Source organism: Citrobacter sp. Cpa228, assembly GCF_030333085.1.
Taxonomy (GTDB): domain Bacteria; phylum Pseudomonadota; class Gammaproteobacteria; order Enterobacterales; family Enterobacteriaceae; genus Citrobacter; species Citrobacter pasteurii.
In genome coordinates this window covers 295,131-317,058 of record NZ_JAOWGQ010000056.1, presented here as the reverse complement: position 1 = coordinate 317,058, position 21,928 = coordinate 295,131, and the positions used below count along the sequence as shown (strand labels likewise).

General features: G+C 52.6%; 17 protein-coding genes. 14 read left to right on the top strand and 3 right to left on the bottom strand.

Going from position 1 to position 21,928, the window contains the following annotated elements:
• Positions 1-83: 83 nt before the first annotated feature.
• Genes motA through cheW form a run of 4 tightly spaced genes read left to right on the top strand, consistent with a single transcriptional unit; the run spans position 84 to position 4,475 of the window.
• The gene (gene motA, locus OGX91_RS23415) at positions 84-971 is read left to right on the top strand and encodes a flagellar motor stator protein MotA (RefSeq protein ID WP_005127691.1); all 888 of its coding nucleotides are present in this window, start codon (positions 84-86) and stop codon (positions 969-971) included.
• Positions 968-1,897: a flagellar motor protein MotB gene (gene motB / locus OGX91_RS23410; protein ID WP_005127690.1), complete on the top strand. Its 930-nt coding sequence runs from the start codon at positions 968-970 to the stop codon at positions 1,895-1,897. The genes motA and motB overlap by 4 nt, the downstream gene beginning before the upstream one ends.
• Before the next feature lie 4 nt (positions 1,898-1,901).
• Positions 1,902-3,950: a chemotaxis protein CheA gene (gene cheA, locus OGX91_RS23405; protein ID WP_040232412.1), complete on the top strand. Its 2,049-nt coding sequence runs from the start codon at positions 1,902-1,904 to the stop codon at positions 3,948-3,950.
• Positions 3,951-3,971: 21 nt separating this feature from the next.
• Positions 3,972-4,475, top strand: coding sequence for a chemotaxis protein CheW (gene cheW / locus OGX91_RS23400; protein WP_003034638.1), 504 nt, complete (start codon positions 3,972-3,974; stop codon positions 4,473-4,475).
• A 77-nt stretch (positions 4,476-4,552) separates the two neighbouring features.
• On the opposite strand, the gene OGX91_RS23395 is transcribed toward cheW, so the two are convergent.
• Positions 4,553-5,812, bottom strand: a complete 1,260-nt coding sequence (locus OGX91_RS23395; protein WP_005127687.1) for a dicarboxylate/amino acid:cation symporter — start codon at positions 5,810-5,812, stop codon at positions 4,553-4,555.
• Between the two features lie 406 nt (positions 5,813-6,218).
• Here OGX91_RS23395 and tar point away from each other — a divergent pair, with 406 nt between their 5' ends.
• The 10 genes from tar to bglB all read left to right on the top strand — a co-directional run bounded on the left by tar (position 6,219) and on the right by bglB (position 17,771).
• A complete protein-coding gene (gene tar, locus OGX91_RS23390) occupies positions 6,219-7,880 on the top strand; it encodes a methyl-accepting chemotaxis protein II (protein WP_005127686.1) in 1,662 nt (553 codons plus the stop codon).
• 43 nt (positions 7,881-7,923) lie between these two features.
• Positions 7,924-9,525 carry a methyl-accepting chemotaxis protein IV gene (tap, locus tag OGX91_RS23385; protein WP_182290285.1) on the top strand — a complete coding sequence of 534 codons (1,602 nt, stop codon included), beginning with the start codon at positions 7,924-7,926 and terminating at the stop codon, positions 9,523-9,525.
• 19 nt (positions 9,526-9,544) lie between these two features.
• Complete coding sequence (gene cheR / locus OGX91_RS23380; protein WP_005127684.1) at positions 9,545-10,411, top strand: protein-glutamate O-methyltransferase CheR; 867 nt, start codon at positions 9,545-9,547, stop codon at positions 10,409-10,411.
• On the top strand, positions 10,408-11,457 hold the full coding sequence (locus OGX91_RS23375) for a protein-glutamate methylesterase/protein-glutamine glutaminase (protein WP_005127683.1): 1,050 nt from the start codon (positions 10,408-10,410) through the stop codon (positions 11,455-11,457). Before cheR ends, OGX91_RS23375 begins: the two co-directional genes overlap by 4 nt.
• 17 nt (positions 11,458-11,474) lie before the next feature.
• The gene (gene cheY, locus OGX91_RS23370; RefSeq protein WP_005127682.1) at positions 11,475-11,864 is read left to right on the top strand and encodes a chemotaxis response regulator CheY; all 390 of its coding nucleotides are present in this window, start codon (positions 11,475-11,477) and stop codon (positions 11,862-11,864) included.
• A gap of 10 nt (positions 11,865-11,874) precedes the next feature.
• Positions 11,875-12,519 carry a protein phosphatase CheZ gene (gene cheZ, locus OGX91_RS23365; RefSeq protein ID WP_040232409.1) on the top strand — a complete coding sequence of 215 codons (645 nt, stop codon included), beginning with the start codon at positions 11,875-11,877 and terminating at the stop codon, positions 12,517-12,519.
• Between the two features lie 168 nt (positions 12,520-12,687).
• Positions 12,688-13,839, top strand: coding sequence for a flagellar biosynthesis protein FlhB (gene flhB / locus OGX91_RS23360; protein WP_005127680.1), 1,152 nt, complete (start codon positions 12,688-12,690; stop codon positions 13,837-13,839).
• Entirely contained in the window at positions 13,832-15,910 is a 2,079-nt protein-coding gene (gene flhA / locus OGX91_RS23355) for a flagellar biosynthesis protein FlhA (protein ID WP_005127679.1), read from the top strand. Before flhB ends, flhA begins: the two co-directional genes overlap by 8 nt.
• A complete protein-coding gene (gene flhE / locus OGX91_RS23350; protein ID WP_005127678.1) occupies positions 15,910-16,302 on the top strand; it encodes a flagellar protein FlhE in 393 nt (130 codons plus the stop codon). The genes flhA and flhE overlap by 1 nt, the downstream gene beginning before the upstream one ends.
• Positions 16,303-16,631: 329 nt before the next feature.
• Positions 16,632-17,771 carry a beta-galactosidase BglB gene (bglB, locus tag OGX91_RS23345; protein WP_005127676.1) on the top strand — a complete coding sequence of 380 codons (1,140 nt, stop codon included), beginning with the start codon at positions 16,632-16,634 and terminating at the stop codon, positions 17,769-17,771.
• On the opposite strand, the gene mrdA2 is transcribed toward bglB, so the two are convergent.
• Entirely contained in the window at positions 17,743-19,671 is a 1,929-nt protein-coding gene (gene mrdA2, locus OGX91_RS23340) for a peptidoglycan DD-transpeptidase MrdA2 (RefSeq protein WP_286627432.1), read from the bottom strand. The genes bglB and mrdA2 overlap by 29 nt on opposite strands.
• A 287-nt stretch (positions 19,672-19,958) precedes the next feature.
• Positions 19,959-21,692 (bottom strand): arginine--tRNA ligase, encoded by a 1,734-nt coding sequence (argS, locus tag OGX91_RS23335; protein WP_005127674.1) that lies wholly within the window; start codon positions 21,690-21,692, stop codon positions 19,959-19,961.
• Positions 21,693-21,928: the final 236 nt, after the last annotated feature.

The window sequence follows — 21,928 nt, the reverse complement described above, 5'->3', positions numbered from 1 at the left end:
TACCGCTGCTTTTTTTTGTCCTGACCATGAGTTAACTGCCCGACTGCGCATCCTGTCATAGTCAATTGCGAAAGGATGATGTCGTGCTTATCTTATTAGGTTACCTGGTTGTTATTGGTACAGTTTTCGGCGGTTACATGATGACCGGCGGACACCTTGGGGCACTCTATCAACCGGCTGAGCTGGTGATCATCGGTGGCGCAGGTATCGGGGCATTTATCGTTGGTAACAACGGTAAAGCCATCAAAGGGACGATGAAAGCGATCCCGTTGCTTTTTCGTCGTTCGAAATATACCAAAGCCATGTATATGGACCTGCTGGCCTTACTCTACCGCCTGATGGCCAAGTCACGTCAGCAAGGCATGTTCTCGCTGGAACGCGATATCGAAAATCCAAAAGAGAGTGAAATTTTCGCCAGCTATCCGCGTATTCTTGCGGATGCAGTGATGCTTGATTTTATTGTCGATTATCTGCGTCTGATCATCAGCGGCAACATGAATACGTTTGAAATTGAAGCGCTGATGGACGAAGAGATTGAGACGCATGAAAGTGAGGCCGAAGTTCCGGCTAACAGTCTTGCGATGGTCGGTGACTCATTACCGGCGTTCGGGATCGTGGCTGCGGTGATGGGGGTTGTACATGCGCTGGCTTCTGCCGATCGTCCCGCTGCTGAACTGGGTGCCCTGATTGCACATGCCATGGTAGGGACATTCCTCGGTATTTTACTGGCCTATGGATTTATTTCCCCACTCGCCAGCGTCCTGCGACAGAAGAGCGCTGAAACAACCAAGATGATGCAGTGTGTGAAGATAACTCTGCTCTCCAATCTGAATGGCTACGCGCCACCGATTGCGGTCGAGTTTGGTCGTAAGACGCTGTATTCCAGCGAGCGTCCTTCGTTTATCGAACTGGAAGAGCATGTTCGTGCGGTGAGGAATCCAGCAGCGCAGCAGACGACCGAGGACGCATGAAAAATCAGGCCCATCCCATTATCGTCGTAAAGCGACGCAAACATAAAAATCACGGTGGTGGGGCGCATGGTTCGTGGAAAATTGCCTACGCCGATTTTATGACCGCGATGATGGCCTTCTTTCTGGTGATGTGGCTTATTTCCATCTCCAGCCCTAAAGAACTGATTCAAATTGCCGAATATTTCCGTACTCCGCTGGCCACTGCGGTGACGGGCGGAAATCGGATCTCGAACAGCCAAAGCCCAATTCCTGGTGGGGGTGATGATTACACCCAGCAGCAGGGGGAAGTGAACAAGCAGCCCAACATTGATGATCTGAGAAAGCGCATGGAGCAAAGCCGTTTGAGCAAGTTACGTGGCGATCTCGATCAACTGATTGAATCTGATCCTAAGCTGCGTGCACTACGCCCACATCTGAAAATTGATTTGGTTCAGGAAGGGCTGCGGATACAGATTATCGACAGTCAGAACCGCCCGATGTTTAAAACCGGAAGCGCAGAGGTTGAACCTTACATGCGTGATATTTTGCGGGCGATTGCGCCGGTGCTGAACGGGATCCCAAACCGTATCAGTCTTTCTGGTCATACGGATGATTATCCCTATGCCAACGGTGAGAAGGGATATAGCAACTGGGAACTGTCTGCCGATCGCGCCAATGCATCGCGTCGCGAGCTGGTCAGCGGTGGACTGGATGATGGAAAAGTATTACGGGTGGTAGGTATGGCCGCCACGATGCGTCTGAGCGATCGCGGTCCTGAGGACGCCATCAACCGCCGTATAAGCCTGCTGGTTCTGAATAAGCAGGCCGAAGAGGCCATTTTGCATGAAAACGCTGAAAGCCAGAATGAGCCGGTAAGTGTCTTACAACAGCCAGTGGCGCTGCCGCCGGCAAGCGTTCCCACATCGCCACCAGCCAATCCGAGGTGATAGCGTGAGCATGGATATTAGCGATTTTTATCAGACATTTTTTGATGAAGCTGACGAACTGTTGGCTGACATGGAGCAACACCTGCTGGATTTGGTGCCTGAAGCCCCGGACTCCGAACAGCTGAATGCCATTTTTCGTGCAGCGCACTCGATTAAGGGCGGGGCGGGCACTTTCGGCTTTACCATTTTGCAGGAAACGACCCATCTGATGGAAAACCTGCTGGATGAAGCGCGGCGTGGCGAGATGCAGCTCAATGCCGACATTATCAACCTGTTTTTGGAAACGAAAGATATTATGCAGGAACAGCTCGACGCCTATAAAAACTCAGAGGAGCCAGATGCCGCCAGCTTTGAGTACATTTGTAATGCGTTACGACAGTTAGCGCTCGAAGCAAAAGGTGAAACCGCGCCCGCGGTGGTCAATAGCGCCAAACTGAGCGTTGTTGATGGCACGGCGATAGCAGAGGAGGTGGGTGCACAAGAAGCCGCCCCTGTCACTGAAGAGATCAAAAAGCGGATCATTCTCTCGCGCCTGAAAGCCAGTGAAGTCGATTTACTGGAAGAGGAACTGGGGAATCTGGCGACCTTAAGCGATGTGGTCAAAGGTGCCGATACGCTGTCGGCAACGATCGACGGTAGCCTTGCCGAAGATGACATTATTGCAGTGCTCTGCTTCGTCATTGAAGCGGATCAGATTGAGTTCGAAACCATCACTGCCGCGCCGACTGCTGCAGAAACGCCAGCCGTCGCAGATGTCGCCGAACCACAGCCGCTGCCGGTTGCTGCACCTGCGCCAGTGGCCAAAGCGACCGCCAACGAAGCGCCGCATGGACGAGCAGAGCGTGAGAAACCTGCCCGGGCCAGCGAATCAACCAGTATCCGCGTGGCGGTTGAGAAAGTCGATCAACTGATTAACCTGGTGGGTGAACTGGTCATCACGCAGTCAATGCTGGCTCAGCGTTCGAACGAACTGGATCCGGTAAACCATGGCGATCTCATCACCAGCATGGGGCAGTTACAACGTAACGCCCGCGATCTGCAAGAGTCGGTGATGTCGATTCGTATGATGCCAATGGAGTATGTTTTTAGCCGCTTCCCGCGTCTGGTGCGCGATCTGGCGGGTAAATTGGGGAAACAGGTTGAACTAACCCAGGTCGGTAGCTCCACCGAACTGGATAAGAGCCTGATCGAACGCATTATCGATCCGTTGACGCACCTGGTGCGTAACAGCCTCGATCACGGTATTGAATTGCCGGAAAAACGCATCGAATCAGGGAAAAGTCCGATTGGTAATCTGACACTTTCTGCCGAACACCAGGGCGGGAATATTTGTATCGAAGTGACCGATGATGGCGCGGGTCTGAACCGCGAACGTATCCTGGCGAAGGCTATTTCCCAGGGGATGCCGATCCACGAAAATATGAGCGATGACGAAGTCGGCATGCTGATCTTCGCCCCGGGATTCTCGACCGCCGAGCAGGTGACGGATGTTTCCGGGCGTGGTGTCGGTATGGACGTGGTGAAACGAAATATCCAGGAGATGGGCGGTCATGTTGAGATCCAGTCGAAACAGGGTCAGGGCACGACCATCCGTATCTTGCTGCCGCTGACGCTGGCTATCCTTGATGGCATGTCTGTACGTGTAGCCGATGAAGTGTTTATCCTGCCGCTGAATGCGGTGATGGAATCTCTGCAACCTCGTGAAGAGGATCTCCATCCGCTGGCCGGGGGAGAGCGTGTTCTGGAAGTGCGTGGTGAGTATCTACCGCTGGTTGAGTTGTGGAAAGTCTTTGAAGTTGAAGGTGCAAAAACCGAAGCAACTCAGGGTATTGTAGTGATTTTACAAAGTGCAGGGCGTCGCTACGCGTTGCTGGTCGATCAGTTAATTGGTCAACACCAGGTGGTGGTAAAAAACCTGGAAAGCAACTACCGCAAAGTGCCAGGCATTTCCGCAGCAACGATCCTCGGCGACGGTAGCGTCGCGCTGATTGTCGATGTCTCTGCATTGCAGGGGTTAAACCGCGAACAACGTGTGGCAATCACAGCCGCCTGATAGAGTAAGAAAGGGAAGAATATGACCGGTATGAGTAATGTAACTAAACTGGCCGGCGAACCGTCAGGTCAGGAATTCCTCGTGTTTACGCTGGGGGATGAAGAGTACGGTATCGATATCCTGAAAGTGCAGGAAATCCGCGGCTACGATCAGGTTACGCGTATTGCCAATACGCCAGCCTTTATTAAAGGCGTGACTAACCTGCGCGGCGTGATTGTGCCGATTGTTGATCTGCGTGTGAAATTCAGCCAGAGCGATGTGGATTACAACGAAAACACCGTGGTGATTGTGCTGAATCTCGGACAACGGGTGGTTGGGATTGTGGTGGATGGCGTATCTGACGTGCTGTCGCTGACGACCGATCAAATCCGACCGGCACCGGAATTCGCGGTTACGCTGTCAACGGAATATCTGACGGGACTGGGCGCGTTGGGAGACCGGATGCTGATTCTGGTCAACATTGAGAAGCTGCTGAACAGCGAAGAAATGGCGCTGCTGGATATTGCCGCTTCCCATGTGGCATAAATCATAAGCATGTTATCCGGCCTACAATGAATGCTGTTGTAGGCCGGATAGGCGTTGCTATCCGGCAGATTTTCCCTTTACGCTTCCCGCTCAACCAGCTCCGATTCTTCTTCCAGCAAACCTTCATCCTGTGCCAGCATCGCCGTTGCAATCCCGTTACCCAACACGTTGATCGCTGAGCGCCCCATATCCAGGAAGTGGTCAATACCCATCAGTAACAAAATTCCGGCAACCGGAATATTAAAGCTTGGAATGGTTGCCGCCAGCACCACCAGCGCTGAACGTGGCACACCGGCTATCCCTTTTGACGCCAGCATCAATGTCAGCATCAGCACGGTAATTTCCGCGAAGGAAAGGTGGATGTTATAAGCCTGTGCGATAAACATAGAGGCGAACGAGCAGTAGACCATGGAACCCACCAGGTTAAACGAATAACCGATAGGCAGTACAAATGACACGATATTGGGCGAGCAACCAAATTTGGTTAATTGCTCCAGCGTTTTCGGATAAGCGGCTTCGGAGCTGCTGGTGGTGAAGGCGACCAGAACCGGGTCTTTGAGCATACTGACCAGGCGGAACACCTCTTTTTTCAGCATCATATAACCCACGGCCAGCAGAACCAGACAGGTCAACAAAATGGCCACATAATAACCACCTATGAACGATGCGTAGTTGAGCAGGATCCCCAGACCCTGGGTGGAGATAACGGAAGAGATGGCGGCAAAAATAGCCAGCGGCGCAACATACATCACGTAGCCGGTCACTTTCAGCATAATGTGGGAGACCACATCCAGCGCGGCAACCAGCGGGGCGTTAAATTTTTCGCCGAGCGAAGCACCACCGATTCCGAAGAACATCGAGAATACAACGATTTGCAGGATCTCATTATTCGCCATCGCTTCGGCGATGCTGGTGGGAATGGTATGCGTCAGAAAACCTTTCAGGCTCATACCACCGACGGCCAGGCCGGTATCAGTGGCTTCCAGCGGGATCGCCAGGTTCAGACCGCTGCCGGGTTGTTCGAGGGAGACCACAAACAGACCGACCAGAATAGACAGAATAGAAGAGCTGATAAACCAGATCATCGCTTTGCCGCCCACGCGCCCGATGGTTGAGGTTTCGCCCAGACGCATAATACCCACGGTCAGGGTACTGAATACTAAAGGCGCAATGACCATCTTAATCAGGCGCAAAAAGATGTCGGTAAGCAGCGTAATATTATCGGCCCAGGCGGTAACGACGCCGGGGGAGGCATAAGAGTGGATCACCGCACCCGACAGGATCCCCGCCAGCATGAAGATCACAATAAACAACGTGAGTTTGTTTGCATTTGCCACTAAAAAGCCCTCAGTAAGGATTTAACATTTATTGTTCGGTTACTCATTTTTTATACTTATTAAGTGGTAACGAAGTATTCATCATATAAATTGAATTAAAGCGTAAGCGGATACAACTTTTTTTAATTTTTTATCCATTTTGTTGTGGTATTTAGTGAATGGTTATGTGATCGGTGTCACACGAAAAGGGGCGGGGAATACAAATAGCGGCAAAATAAGGCGAGTTGAAAATGTTATCTTCATGATAATTATTATGTTTTTATGTAAATGCGTTGTGGTTTCTGTGCCTCCGGTTTTCCCTCCTCCCACCGGGCCTTGCTTTCCTGATGGATTTCCTTTTTGCAAACGTAAAGTTATCTCAGTGCATGCCGATAATGTTGATAACTCGTTTTCAGGAAGGTGCCTTATGTTTAACCGTATCCGCGTTGTCACAATGCTGATGATGGTGCTGGGGGTTTTCGCACTGCTACAGCTTGTTTCCGGTGGTCTGTTGTTTTCTTCATTGCAGCAGAATCAGCAAAGTTTTGTTATTTCTAATGATCTTCGACAGCAGCAAAGCGAACTCACCTCAACATGGGATCTGATGCTGCAAACACGCATCAATTTGAGTCGTTCCTCTGCGCGCATGATGATGGATGCGTCCAACCAGCAAAGCAGCGCGAAAAATGATCTGCTGAAGAATGCGAAAGCGTCGTTGGCGCAAGCCGAAGCGCATTACGCTAATTTCAAAAAAATCACGCCGTTGCCTGATATGACGGATGCCAGCGGTAACGTCGATGAAAAATATCAGCAGTACCATGCGGCCCTGGTGGAGCTTGTCCAGTTCCTTGAAAACGGCAACATGGATGCCTATTTCGCACAGCCAACTCAGGGCATGCAAAATGCCCTCGGCGCAGCGTTAGGTAAATATGCAGATGTTAGCGAGAAACTCTACCGCCAGGCCTTTGATCAAAGCGCAAGCGATTACCATTTTGCCCAATGGCAACTCGGCATTCTGGCTGTAGTGCTGGTACTGATTCTGGTGGTGGTGTGGTATGGCATTCGTCATGCCTTGCTAAACCCTTTGTCTCGCGTCATTGCGCATATCCGTGAAATTGCCAGCGGTAACTTAACCGCAACTCTGGCTGTCAGCGGTCGTAATGAAATTGGCGAGCTGGCCAGCACGGTCGATCATATGCAGCGTTCGCTAACCGAAACGGTAACCCTGGTGCGCGAAGGTTCGGATGCGATTTATTCCGGTACCAGTGAAATTGCCAGCGGTAACACCGATCTTTCATCCCGTACTGAACAACAGGCTTCCGCGCTGGAAGAAACAGCAGCCAGCATGGAACAGTTGACGGCTACCGTGAAGCAAAATGCGGACAATGCGCGTCAGGCTTCTCAACTGGCGAAAAGCGCCTCCGATACCGCGCAACATGGCGGCAAAGTGGTTGATAGCGTGGTGAATACCATGCACGAAATCGCCGATAGTTCGAAGAAAATTGCCGACATTATTAGCGTTATCGATGGCATTGCATTCCAGACAAACATTCTTGCGCTGAATGCGGCGGTGGAAGCTGCGCGTGCCGGTGAACAAGGCCGTGGTTTTGCCGTCGTTGCCGGTGAAGTGCGTAACCTGGCGAGCCGCAGTGCGCAGGCAGCAAAAGAGATTAAAGCGCTAATTGAAGATTCTGTATCGCGGGTTGATACCGGTTCTGTATTGGTAGAAAGCGCCGGGGAAACCATGCATGACATCGTTAATGCAGTCACGCGTGTGACCGACATCATGGGGGAAATCGCCTCGGCATCCGATGAACAAAGTCGAGGGATAGATCAGGTTGCGCTCGCTGTGTCTGAAATGGACCGGGTTACGCAACAAAACGCCTCGTTGGTGCAGGAGTCGGCCGCTGCCGCTGCCGCACTCGAGGAGCAGGCCAGTCGCCTGACCCAGTCGGTGTCGACATTCCGCCTCGCGTCACGTCCTGCATCATCAAAGACGCGAGATACACGACTACCTGCAACAGCGACTCCGGCGTCACAACCGCGCCAGCTAGCCACCGAACAAGATACGCATTGGGAAACATTTTGACTGACAGCTAAACCGCGGCCTGCGCCGCCTGATGGGAGCGTTGATGTTTAATCGTATGCGAATTTCGACCACGCTGTTTTTGATTTTAATCCTCTGCGGCGTTTTGCAGATTGGCAGTAATGGCTTGTCCTTCTGGGCATTTCGGGATGGTTTTCAGAACCTGAACCAGGTCGAACAGAGTAATCAGCAACGCGCTGCGCTGGCGCAAACCCGCGCTGTGTTATTACAGGCCAGTACTGCACTTAATAAAGCAGGCACGCTGACGGCGCTGAGCTATCCGCCAGAGGATATCAAAGCGCTGATGACGATTGCACAGGACAGCCTGGCCCAGTCCGAATCGATATTTAAACGCTTTATGGCGACGACAGAGACGGCAGAAGAGGGGAAGGCGCTGCAAAGCGCAACCGAGAAAAGCTTCAGTCAATGGCATAGCGATCTGGTTCACCAGGCAACCTGGCTGGAAAATAATCAGCTGTCAGATTTTTTGACCGCCCCGGTACAGGCTTCACAGGATGCCTTTGATACAAACTTTACGGCGTGGCAAAACAACATCAACCAGGTATTGCAAAAAGCAGAGGATCACAGCCAGCGTAGTTACCATATGTCCGGGGTGATTTTCGCCACCATGCTGGTACTGGCGGCGCTATTAACGACCGCAGCGCTGTACTGGTCGCGCAAAATGATTGTACAGCCGCTGGCGATCATCGGTAGCCATTTCGACAGCATTGCGGCGGGTAATCTGGCGCGACCGATAGCGGTATATGGGCGCAATGAGATTTCAGCCATTTTTGCCAGCCTGAAAGCGATGCAACAGGCACTGCGTGAGACGGTCAGTGAGGTACGCCAGGGGAGCTCGGCAATGCATACCGGGATCTCGGAAATCGCGATGGGTAATAACGACCTGTCCTCGCGAACTGAACAGCAGGCGGCATCGCTGGCGCAAACGGCAGCCAGTATGGAACAGCTTACCGCCACCGTGGGGCAAAATGCGGATAACGCGCGACAAGCCTCAGGCATTGCCAAAAGTGCGGCTGACACGGCGCATAAAGGAGGGGAACAGACGGCTAAGGTTGCCAGCACTATGCATGAGATTTCTGCCAGCTCGCAGAAGATAGGTGACATCACCAGTGTGATTGACAGCATCGCCTTCCAGACCAACATCCTGGCGTTAAACGCCGCGGTGGAAGCTGCCCGTGCCGGTGAGCAGGGGCGCGGTTTCGCCGTGGTCGCCGGAGAGGTTCGCAATCTGGCAAGCCGTAGCGCACAGGCAGCGAAAGAAATTAAAGGACTGATCGAAGAGTCCGTCACCCGCGTTCACCAGGGATCGCAGCTGGTGGATATGGCGGCGCGCACGATGACAGAGATTGTTAGCTCGGTTACCCGGGTTAACGACATCATGGGGGAGATTGCCTCGGCCTCCGATGAACAACGCAAAGGCATTGAGCAGGTGGCGCAAGCCGTTAGCCAGATGGATTCTGTCACACAGCAGAACGCCGGGCTGGTTGAAGAAGCGGCAGCCGCCACTGAGCAGTTAGCTACCCAGGCAGATAATCTTTCCGCCTGTGTCGCGTTTTTTAAAATTGAAGAACAAACCGTAACACAACAAGAATTGGCGCAGCCGCAGGTTGTGCCCGTTGTATCCTGAATGTGATTGAGAAGGCGCTATGACATCATCTCTGCCCTCCGGGCAAACGTCATTATTGTTACAGATGACACAGCGCCTCGCGCTGTCTGACGCGCATTTTCGTCGGATATGTCAATTAATCTACCAGCGCGCGGGGATCGTGCTGGCCGACCACAAGCGGGACATGGTCTATAACCGCCTGGTTCGCCGGTTACGGACCCTGGGACTGGATGATTTCGGTCGCTATCTCAGCATGCTGGAAGCTAACCAGAACAGTGCTGAGTGGCAGGCTTTTATTAACTCCCTGACCACCAACCTGACCGCTTTTTTTCGCGAAGGGCATCACTTTCCGGTGCTGTCTGACCACGCCAGTCGACGCAGCGGTGAATATCGCGTCTGGAGCGCGGCAGCGTCTACCGGAGAAGAACCTTACAGTATTGCGATTACGCTGGCCGATACCCTGGGTATGGCGCCGGGTCGCTGGCGTGTTTTTGCCAGCGACATTGATACTGAGGTGTTGGAAAAGGCAAGAAGCGGTATTTACCGTCTTGACGAGCTAAAGACGTTGTCGCCACAACAGCTGCAACGTTATTTCATGCGCGGTACCGGGCCTCATGAAGGGCTGGTGCGCGTACGGCAGGAACTGGCAAGCCATGTTGAGTTTTCCAGCGTGAATTTACTGGACAAAAAATACAACGTGCCAGGCCCGTTCGACGCCATATTCTGTCGTAACGTCATGATCTATTTTGACAAAACGACTCAGCAGGACATTTTGCACCGTTTTGTTCCACTCCTTAAACCTGACGGACTGCTGTTTGCCGGTCATTCAGAAAACTTTAGCAACCTCGTGCGCGAGTTTAGCCTGCGCGGGCAGACGGTGTATGCGCTAGGTAAGGATAAAGCATGAGTAAAATCAGGGTATTGTCGGTTGATGATTCTGCATTGATGCGTCAAATCATGACCGAGATTATTAACAGCCACAGCGATATGGAGATGGTTGCGACAGCGCCTGATCCTTTGGTTGCGCGGGATCTCATCAAAAAATTTAATCCCGACGTTCTGACGCTGGATGTTGAAATGCCGCGCATGGACGGTCTCGATTTTCTTGAAAAGCTGATGCGTCTGCGTCCGATGCCCGTGGTGATGGTCTCTTCGCTGACAGGCAAAGGTTCTGAGGTCACGCTGCGGGCCCTGGAACTGGGGGCGATTGACTTTGTCACCAAACCTCAGCTGGGGATTCGCGAAGGAATGCTGGCATATAGCGAGATGATTGCGGAGAAAATCCGCACTGCATCGCGCGCAAAACTGGCCGCCCACAAACCCACGGCAGCGCCAGCGACCTTGAAGGCGGGGCCGTTACTCAGTTCGGAAAAACTGCTGGTGATTGGTGCCTCAACCGGAGGAACAGAGGCAATTCGTCATGTACTCCAGCCATTGCCGCTTTCAAGTCCCGGTATTCTTATTACCCAGCATATGCCGCCAGGATTTACCCGTTCGTTCGCCGAACGTCTGAACAAACTGTGTCAGATAACTGTGAAAGAGGCTGAAGACGGAGAACGTGTGCTTCCTGGGCATGCGTATATCGCGCCTGGCGACAAGCATATGGAACTGGCGCGTAGCGGGGCGAACTACCAGATCAAAATTCATGATGGCCCGCCGGTTAACCGGCATCGGCCTTCAGTGGATGTGCTGTTCCATTCGGTGGCGAAACATGCGGGGCGCAATGCCGTCGGGGTGATCCTGACCGGTATGGGCAACGATGGGGCAGCCGGAATGTTAGCGATGAACCAGGCTGGTGCCTGGACCATTGCGCAAAATGAAGCAAGTTGTGTGGTGTTCGGCATGCCGCGCGAGGCCATCAATATGGGTGGCGTAAGCGAAGTGGTCGATCTTAGCCAGGTAAGCCAGCAAATGCTGGCGAAAATCAGTGCCGGACAGGCAATACGTATTTGAATCAGGAGTTTATTTTTATGGCGGATAAAGAGCTTAGGTTTTTGGTTGTGGATGACTTTTCCACCATGCGTCGCATTGTGCGTAACCTGCTGAAGGAACTAGGATTTAACAACGTTGAAGAAGCTGAAGATGGCGTGGACGCGTTGAACAAACTGCAGGCAGGGGGATTCGGATTTGTGATTTCCGACTGGAACATGCCTAACATGGACGGTCTTGAACTGCTGAAAACCATTCGTGCTGACGGCAGCATGTCTGCCCTGCCGGTGCTGATGGTGACGGCAGAAGCGAAGAAAGAAAACATTATCGCGGCAGCACAAGCGGGTGCCAGTGGTTATGTTGTAAAACCGTTCACCGCGGCGACGCTGGAAGAAAAACTCAATAAGATCTTTGAGAAACTGGGCATGTGAGGATGTGATGATGATGCAACCACAAATTAAACCTGTTGACGAACACTCAGCAGGGGACATCATTGCGCGCATCGGTAGTTTAACCCGAATGCTGCGCGACAGCCTGCGTGAACTGGGGCTGGATCAGGCCATTGCCGAAGCGGCGGAAGCCATTCCCGACGCGCGCGATCGCCTGGACTACGTTGTACAGATGACTGCACAGGCGGCAGAGCGTGCGCTAAACAGCGTAGAAGCTTCACAGCCGCACCAGGACGCCATGGAAAAAGGGGCAAAAGACCTGACCAAACGCTGGGATGAATGGTTCGAAAATCCGATTGAACTGTCCGATGCCCGTGAACTGGTCACTGATACCCGCCAGTTCCTTGGTGATGTCCCCGGCCATACCAGCTTTACCAATGCCCAATTGCTGGACATCATGATGGCGCAGGATTTCCAGGATCTCACCGGTCAGGTGATCAAGCGCATGATGGATGTTATCCAGGAAATTGAGCGTCAACTGCTGATGGTGCTGCTGGAAAACATTCCGGAGCAGGGCGCTCGTCCAAAACGTGAAAACGAAAGCTTGCTGAACGGTCCGCAGGTTGACACCTCCAAAGCCGGCGTAGTGGCAAGCCAGGATCAGGTTGACGACCTGCTGGATAGCCTCGGTTTCTGATGTGTATTTGCCGGATGCCGAAGGAAACTTCTCATCCGGCTTACATGTTATTCATCGGCAATTGGCGTTAAAGCCATAAATCCCGTCTTTTTTACCGCTTACTCTCCCCATTGTTGCATGGCTGTTCTGGCATTATTCACGCCTATATCTCTATCCAGGGTCTGATGCGTGGCAGAAGAAAGCGACGACGACAAAACAGAAGCCCCCACACCCCACCGACTTGAAAAAGCACGGGAAGAAGGGCAGATACCCCGATCCAAGGAGCTAACCTCACTGCTTATTTTGCTGGTGGGCGTGTGCATTATCTGGATTGGTGGAGAGTCGCTCGCCCGTAGGTTGGCAGGCATGCTGTCAACCGGATTACGCTTTGACCACAGTATGGTCAATGACCCTAACCTGATCCTGAGTCAAATCATTCTGTTGATTAAAGACGCCATGATTGCGTTGTTGCCGCTGATTACCGGGGTTGTGCTGGTGGCATTGATCTCCCCGGTGATGCTTGGCGGCTTGATCTTCAGCGGTAAATCGCTGCAACCCAAATTCTCAAAGCTGAATCCGTTACCGGGTATTAAGCGTATGTTCTCGGCGCAAACCGGGGCGGAGCTGCTCAAAGCCATATTGAAATCCACGTTGGTGGGTAGCGTGGCGGGCTTCTATCTCTGGCATAACTGGCCGGAGATGATGCGCCTGATGGCCGAATCCCCGATTACGGCGATGGGAAATGCGCTGGATTTAGTTGGTATGTGCGCATTACTGGTGGTGCTTGGCGTCATTCCGATGGTGGGATTTGACGTCTTTTTCCAGATTTATAGCCACGTGAAAAAACTGCGGATGTCGCGTCAGGATATCCGTGATGAATTTAAAGAAAGCGAAGGTGACCCGCACGTTAAGGGCAAAATTCGTCAGATGCAGCGTGCGGCCGCACAGCGCCGGATGATGGAGGATGTGCCGAAGGCGGATGTTATTGTGACCAACCCGACGCACTATTCGGTTGCCTTGCAGTACGACGAAAACAAAATGAGCGCGCCAAAAGTTGTGGCTAAAGGGGCCGGGCTGGTGGCATTGCGTATTCGAGAGATTGGCGCGGAGCACCGTGTCCCAACGTTAGAAGCTCCGCCGCTGGCTCGTGCGTTATATCGCCATGCTGAGATCGGTCAGCAAATACCTGGCCAATTGTATGCCGCCGTTGCCGAAGTGTTGGCATGGGTATGGCAGCTAAAACGCTGGCGTCTGGCTGGCGGCACGCCGCCACCACAACCTGGAAACCTTCCGGTGCCTGAAGCGCTGGATTTTATGAACGAGAAGAATACTGATGGCTAATCTGGTCGCGATGCTGCGTCTGCCCGGCAACCTGAAATCCACGCAATGGCAAATTCTTGCCGGGCCGATCCTCATTCTGCTGATCCTGTCGATGATGGTGTTGCCGCTTCCGGCCTTCATCCTCGATTTACTGTTCACCTTTAACATTGCGCTGTCGATCATGGTGCTGTTGGTGGCGATGTTCACTCAGCGCACGCTTGAATTCGCCGCATTCCCAACGATTCTGCTGTTCACCACCTTGCTGCGCCTGGCATTGAACGTCGCGTCAACGCGTATCATTTTGATGGAAGGACATACCGGTGCAGCGGCGGCAGGTAAGGTGGTGGAAGCCTTTGGTCACTTCCTGGTCGGCGGTAACTTTGCCATCGGTATCGTGGTCTTCGTCATTCTCGTCATCATTAACTTTATGGTTATCACCAAAGGTGCGGGACGTATCGCTGAAGTGGGTGCGCGCTTCGTGCTGGATGGGATGCCAGGTAAGCAGATGGCGATTGACGCCGATTTGAATGCGGGATTGATTGGTGAAGATGAAGCCAAAAAACGCCGTTCTGAAGTGACACAGGAAGCTGATTTTTATGGCTCCATGGACGGTGCGAGTAAATTTGTTCGTGGGGATGCCATCGCCGGTATTCTGATCATGGTCATCAACGTGGTGGGCGGCTTGCTGGTTGGGGTGTTGCAGCACGGTATGAGCATGGGCAGCGCAGCAGAAAGCTATACTCTGCTGACCATCGGTGACGGGCTGGTAGCTCAGATCCCTGCGTTGGTTATCTCAACGGCGGCGGGGGTTATTGTAACCCGCGTGAGTACCGATCAGGACGTGGGTGAACAGATGGTCACCCAGTTGTTCAGCAACCCAAGCGTTATGCTGCTTAGTGCGGCGGTCCTCGGTTTACTGGGGCTGGTACCGGGAATGCCAAACCTGGTGTTTCTGATGTTTACCGCGGCATTGCTGGGGCTGGCCTGGTGGATGCGCGGACGCGAGCAAAAAGCACCAGAAGAAGCTCAGCCGGTAAAAATGCCGGAAAACAACTCGGTAGTGGAAGCTACGTGGAGTGATGTTCAGCTAGAAGACACGCTGGGAATGGAGGTTGGGTATCGCCTGATTCCGATGGTGGACTTCCAACAGGACGGCGAATTGCTGGGGCGTATTCGCAGCATTCGTAAGAAATTTGCCCAGGATATGGGGTTCCTGCCGCCAGTGGTACACATTCGCGACAATATGGATCTGCAACCTGCCCGCTATCGTATTCTGATGAAAGGGGTCGAGATTGGTAGTGGAGATGCTTACCCAGGGCGCTGGCTGGCTATCAACCCTGGTACCGCGGCCGGATCGCTGCCAGGGGAGAAAACGGTTGATCCTGCTTTTGGTCTGGATGCTATCTGGATTGAAAGCGCGCTAAAAGAGCAGGCGCAAATTCAGGGCTTCACCGTTGTTGAAGCCAGTACGGTAGTTGCCACACACCTGAACCATCTGATTGGCCAGTTTGCCGCAGAGCTGTTTGGTCGCCAGGAGGCGCAACAGCTGTTGGATCGTGTTTCACAAGAAATGCCAAAACTGACAGAAGATCTGGTGCCGGGTGTGGTCACGCTGACCACACTGCACAAAGTGCTGCAGAACCTGCTGGATGAAAAAGTCCCTATTCGTGATATGCGCACCATTCTTGAAACGTTGGCGGAACATGCCCCGTTACAGACTGATCCGCATGAACTTACCGCAGTGGTGCGTGTGGCGCTTGGACGGGCGATTACTCAACAGTGGTTCCCGGGTAACGAGGAAGTTCAGGTTATCGGACTCGATACACCGCTTGAGCGTCTGTTGTTACAGGCGTTACAGGGCGGTGGGGGCCTTGAACCTGGTCTGGCAGACCGACTGCTGGCACAGACGCAGGAAGCGCTGTCGCGTCAGGAAATGTTGGGTGCGCCGCCAGTATTGCTGGTGAATCATGCGCTGCGACCTCTCCTGGCGCGTTTTTTACGCCGCAGTATTCCGCAGTTGGTGGTGTTGTCGAATATGGAGCTTTCCGATAACCGCCATATCCGTATGACCGCGACCATTGGAGGTAAATAATGCGTAAATTTCTTTGGCTGTTGCTTTTTCCTCTGGCGGTACAGGCCGCCGGGGAAGGAACATGGCAGGCAAGCGGTATGGGGATTACCTTAAATTATCGTGGGGAGTCGGCTTCATCTTCGCCTTTGGTTCCCAGCCAGCCGGTTTCCGGCCTGATGACGCTGGTCGCCTGGCGCTATGAATTAAATGGGCCTACGCCTGCGGGGTTACGTGTGCGCTTATGCTCTCAATCTCGTTGCGTCGAACTGGATGGACAAAGCGGTACCACCAATGGCTTTAATAATGTCCCTGCGATTGAACCCATGCACTTCGTCTGGGAAGTGCCTGGTGGCGGTCGCCTGATCCCTGCCTTGCAGGTTCAGAGCAATCAGGTGATTGTGAACTACCGTTAATTCCCTTCTTTACGTCGGCCAGCAGGCGACACTGCTGGTCACCTCGCAGTTCTGAATGACCATCCCGATCAAAAAGAAACGCCGTTTTATAAAATTAGTGACCTGTGTTATCGGACTCTTTGTGCTATTGCCATTTCGCAAAAACCCCTGGCAGAAACAAAAAGGCTTCCCCTGTGATTAGCTTTTACTGTGACCCGGTAATGATACCCAATGTTGACGAATCACTTTAGGGTAACAACACACAGGATTTTCCGAATCGTAATAAACCTGCCGCGCCGAAACTGGAACAGGGCGCAGCATTGAATTCGACACTGACAGAGGTTAAGGAAATGATTGTTTACCCGGTTAAACACAGTCCATTGTTGCGTCAACCAGAACATTTTATTGCCAGGGATGAATTAAAAACGCTCATTAAAAAGGTGACGCATAACCTGGTCAATATTCATGATGAAACGGGCGAGTTCTTGCTGCGACTGGATGACGGACGTGTTATCGATACCAAAGGCTGGGCCGGATGGGAGTGGACGCACGGCGTCGGCTTGTACGGAATGTATCAGTATTATCAGCAAACTGGCGATGCAACGATGCGCGATATCATCGACGGCTGGTTTGCCGAACGCTTTGCGGAAGGCGCAACCACCAAAAACGTTAACACCATGGCACCGTTTTTAACGCTGGCGTATCGCTATGAAGAGACGCGTAATCCGGCGTATCTGCCGTGGCTTGACAGTTGGGCTGAGTGGGCAATGCATGATATGCCGCGTACTGACTTCGGCGGTATGCAGCACATTACGCTGGCGGAAGAAAATCATCAGCAGATGTGGGATGACACGCTGATGATGACGGTTTTACCGCTGGCGAAAATTGGCAAGTTGCTCAATCGCCCTGAGTATATCGAAGAGGCCACGTATCAGTTTCTGCTGCATGTACAAAATCTGATGGATAAGAAAACGGGGCTGTGGTTCCACGGCTGGAGCTATGTGGGGCAGCATAACTTCGCCAACGCCCGCTGGGCGCGGGGTAATAGTTGGCTTACGATTGTAATCCCGGACTTCCTTGAACTACTGAATTTGCCGGCAAACAACGCCGTGCATCGCTATCTGGTGCAGGTTCTGAATGCGCAAATTGCAGCCCTGGCGGAATGCCAGGATGAAAGTGGGCTGTGGCACACCTTGCTGGACGACCCGCAGTCATATCTGGAAGCATCGGCTACCGCCGGATTTGCTTATGGGATCCTCAAGGCGGTACGTAAACGCTATGTCGGACAAGACTATGCAGCAGTAGCCGAAAAAGCCATCAGAGGTATTGTGCAACATATTTCACCGGAAGGTGAATTGCTGCATACCTCGTTTGGCACCGGCATGGGGCACAATCTCGATTTCTACCACAACATCCCTCTCACCTCTATGCCTTACGGGCAGGCTATGGCAATGCTGTGCCTTACCGAATATTTGCGTAAGTACTATTAATCGTGTCTCCCGCTGATGCTGTACTGACCGGATCTGGTTGTTCTGCGGCATCGGGTTGCCCGGGCGGCGCAAACAGATGATCCATGATTTGGCGCATGACCGGCGCGGCGGTAACCCCGTCGCTGCCGCCGTTTTCCAGAATTAATGCGATGGCGACTTTTGGGTTCTTATACGGCGCAAACGCGGTATAGAATACGTGGTCGCGCAGGCGTATGGGGATCATCTTCGCATTGTAAGTCTGGTTTTCTTTCAGGCTAAAGACCTGTGATGTCCCGCTTTTGGCCGCGATGCCATAAGGTGCCGTATGGAAAAATTTATACCCGGTACCGTTTGGTGCATTCGCCATGCCGAACATCGCCTGACGCACCAGTCCCCAATAGGGTGATGAAGCCGAAGCAATTTGTGTGGGTGCTTCGGGAGCCTGATACGGCGTGATGGCTTTCCCGCTCTCTTCATCAAGTAGCAGGTGAGGGGCAATAACCTTGCCGTTGTTAATCAGCGCGACCATGGCTTTTACCATCTGGATCGGCGTGGCAATCCAGTAGCCCTGACCGATGCCAACCGAAATGGTATCTCCCTGATACCAGGCTTTTTTATGCACTTTCTGCTTCCATTCGCGACTCGGGAGCAGGCCGTTATACTCCTCATCAAGATCGATGCCGGTCGGTTTGCCATAGCCAAACTGGCCGAGCATGCTGTTAATCCGGTCAATTCCCATCATATACGCGACCTGATAAAAGAACGTGTCAGCAGACTCTTCAATCGCTTTGGTGACATCCAGCATACCGTGACCCGTTTTTTTCCAGTCGCGGTAATGTCGCTCGGTGCCGGGGAGCGTCCAGGTGGCCGCGCCGAAGAAGCTGGTCTGCGGCGTGATCACACCGTCCAGTAAGGCTGACATCGCCATGTACGGTTTTACCGTTGAGGCAGGAGGATATAACCCCTGGGTGACGCGGTTAATTAATGGCAGGTTTTTATCCTGCAACAGCGTGTTGTAGTCCTGGTAGCTGATGCCTTTGACAAACGGGTTGGGGTCATAGCTGGGATTTGAGACCATTGCCAGCACGGAGCCATCATGGGGATCTTCCACCAACACCGCGGCGCGTTGGCCCACCAGCAGGCTTTCAATGTATTCCTGCAAGTGTAAATCCAGCGTCAGATGGATATCTTTGCCGGCGACAGGGGGGACGTCTTTAATCAAACGTACAATACGCCCGTGATTATCAACTTCCACTTCCTGATAACCCGTTTTGCCGTGCAGATCATTCTCGTAGTAGTGCTCAATGCCTTGTTTACCAATGTTGTGATCGGCGGCGTAGTTCTCTGCCAGCCCTTTTTTATCCAGTGCTTTCAGATCGCTATCGTTGATTTTTGATACGTAGCCAAGTACATGTGCCAGCGCCGCCCCATAAGGATACTGGCGATCTTCGTAGCTATTGATGGTCACACCGCTGAAATGGAACTGATTCACAGAAAAACGGGCAATTTCTACATCGGTTAGCGCATTTTTTAGCACCACCGGGCGATAGCGGCTACTGGCCTTCAGCTCATGGCGAAACTGGTCAATATCATCTGGGGTGAGGTCAACAATCGGTGTGAGTTGCTTCAGCAGGGCGTCCATATCGCTGATTTTATAAGGCGTAACAGAAATGTCGTACCAGGTGACATTTCGTACCAGCGGGATACCGTTGCGATCATAAATGATACCGCGCGTTGGGGCGACGGGCAGCATTTTGATGTCGTTTGCATCCGATCGGGTGGTGTAATACTGGTGTTGACGGATTTGTAAGTTATAGAGGTTATAAATCAGGATGCCAAAACAGATGACGACCAGGCCAAAGGCCACCATTACACGCCGCTGGAAAAGTTTTTCTTCCGCCTCAAAATCTCTGAATGTCATTGACCCGTACCCGATTAATTCGCCGCCTAATGATACGGAGGCGTAAACGGGATGACAGGCAAAAAATGTTCCATCCCTCTACGGAAATGTGTCATTCCTTGTGAGTTGTTACAAATTACAGTGAACGTAGTCGTTTCTCGTAGGCCGGATAAGGCGTTTACGCCGCCATCCGGCAAGGTGCGCCTGACCGCCTGATGGCGCTTCGCTTATCAGGCCTACGAGGGAGGTCATTCGGGAAAATAAAAAAGCCCACGACATAGCGCAGGCTTTCACATCACTCGAGGTGATTACATGCGTTCTACGGTTTCGATACCCAGCGTATCCAGACCCAGCTTCAGGGTTTTCGCCGTCAGTTGCGCCAGTTTCAGGCGGCTGTTACGAATTTCTTCGTTTTCAGCGCTAAGGATAGGGCAGTGTTCGTAGAAGCCAGAGAACAGACCGGCAACGTCGTACAGGTAAGCACACATCACGTGCGGCGTACCTTCACGTGCCACAACGGTCAGCGTTTCTTCAAACTGCAGCAGACGCGCAGCCAGTTGGGCCTCGCGATCTTCGTTGATAATCACCTGCGCATTTGCCAGCGCGCTTTCGTCGATGTCTGCTTTGCGGAACACTGACAGGACTCGGGTGTAAGCATACTGCATGTACGGCGCGGTATTGCCTTCGAATGCCAGCATGTTGTCCCAGTCGAAGATGTAGTCGGTGGTACGGTTTTTCGACAGATCCGCATATTTAACCGCGCCGATACCAACGGCATTCGCCAGTTTTTCCAGCTCATCAGCAGACATGTCCGGGTTCTTCTCTGCCACCAGACGACGCGCACGTTCCAGTGCTTCATCCAGCAGATCGGCCAGTTTAACCGTGCCGCCAGCGCGCGTTTTGAACGGCTTACCGTCTTTACCCAGCATCATACCGAACATATGGTGTTCCAGCGGTACGGAGTCCGGCACATAGCCGGCTTTACGCACGATGGTCCAGGCCTGCATTAAGTGCTGATGCTGACGGGAGTCGATGTAATACAGTACGCGATCGGCATGCAGCGTTTCATAACGATACTTGGCGCAGGCGATGTCGGTCGTGGTGTAGAGATAGCCGCCATCTTTCTTCTGAATGATAACGCCCATCGGTTCGCCTTCCTTGTTCTTATACTCATCAAGGAATACGACGGTAGCGCCTTCGCTTTCAACAGCCAGGCCTTTCGCTTTGAGATCGGCCACAATGCCAGGCAGCATTGGGTTGTACAGGCTTTCACCCATGACGTCGTCACGGGTCAGGGTGACGTTCAGGCGATCGTAGGTTAACTGGTTTTGCGACATGGTAATGTCGACCAGCTTGCGCCACATTTCACGGAAGTACTCATCGCCGCCTTGCAGCTTCACAACATAGCTACGGGCGCGTTCTGCGAAAGCTTCATCTTCGTCGTAATGTTTTTTCGCATCACGGTAGAAACCTTCCAGATCGGCCAGCGCCATCTCGCCGGCATTTTCCTGCTGCTGTTTTTCCAGCCATGCGATGAGCATCCCGAACTGAGTGCCCCAGTCGCCGACGTGGTTAGCGCGGATAACATTGTGGCCAAGGAACTCCAGCGTACGCACCGCAGCGTCACCGATGATGGTGGAACGCAGGTGACCCACGTGCATTTCTTTCGCGACGTTAGGTGCGGAGTAGTCAACCACAACGGTTTGTTTAGCCGGTTGGGTGACGCCCAGACGATCGGAGGCCAGCGCCTGCTGAACGTGTTGCGCCAGAAATGCCGGATCGAGAAAAATGTTGATAAAGCCCGGGCCTGCAATTTCAACTTTGCTGGCGATCCCGTTGAGATCCAGATGAGTCAGCACCTGCTCAGCCAGTTGTCGCGGGGCCATACCCAGTTTTTTCGCGACAGCCATCATGCCGTTGGCCTGATAGTCGCCGAACTGTACTTTTGCTGACTGACGAACCTGCGGTTCGCAATCTGCAGGCGCGCCTGCAGCAATCATGGCCTGACTGACTTTTTCTGAGAGAAGAGCCTGAATATTCACCGGAATACCTTACATTTATGAAGCGGCTTAAAATTGACCGCACCAGTTTAAGAATTAAGGGCGGGAGTATACTGCAAATGCCCGTTGCCGTCAGCATTGCGAGTACCGCCAGCAGCCTGAAATATAAACATTGTTATTACGTATAATTATTCATATCGCGCTTAAGAAAATCAGCTGTTGGTTGGGGCAGCGCAACAGGGTAAATTAGCCGCTTTGAACAAGGATATGAGCTTTCA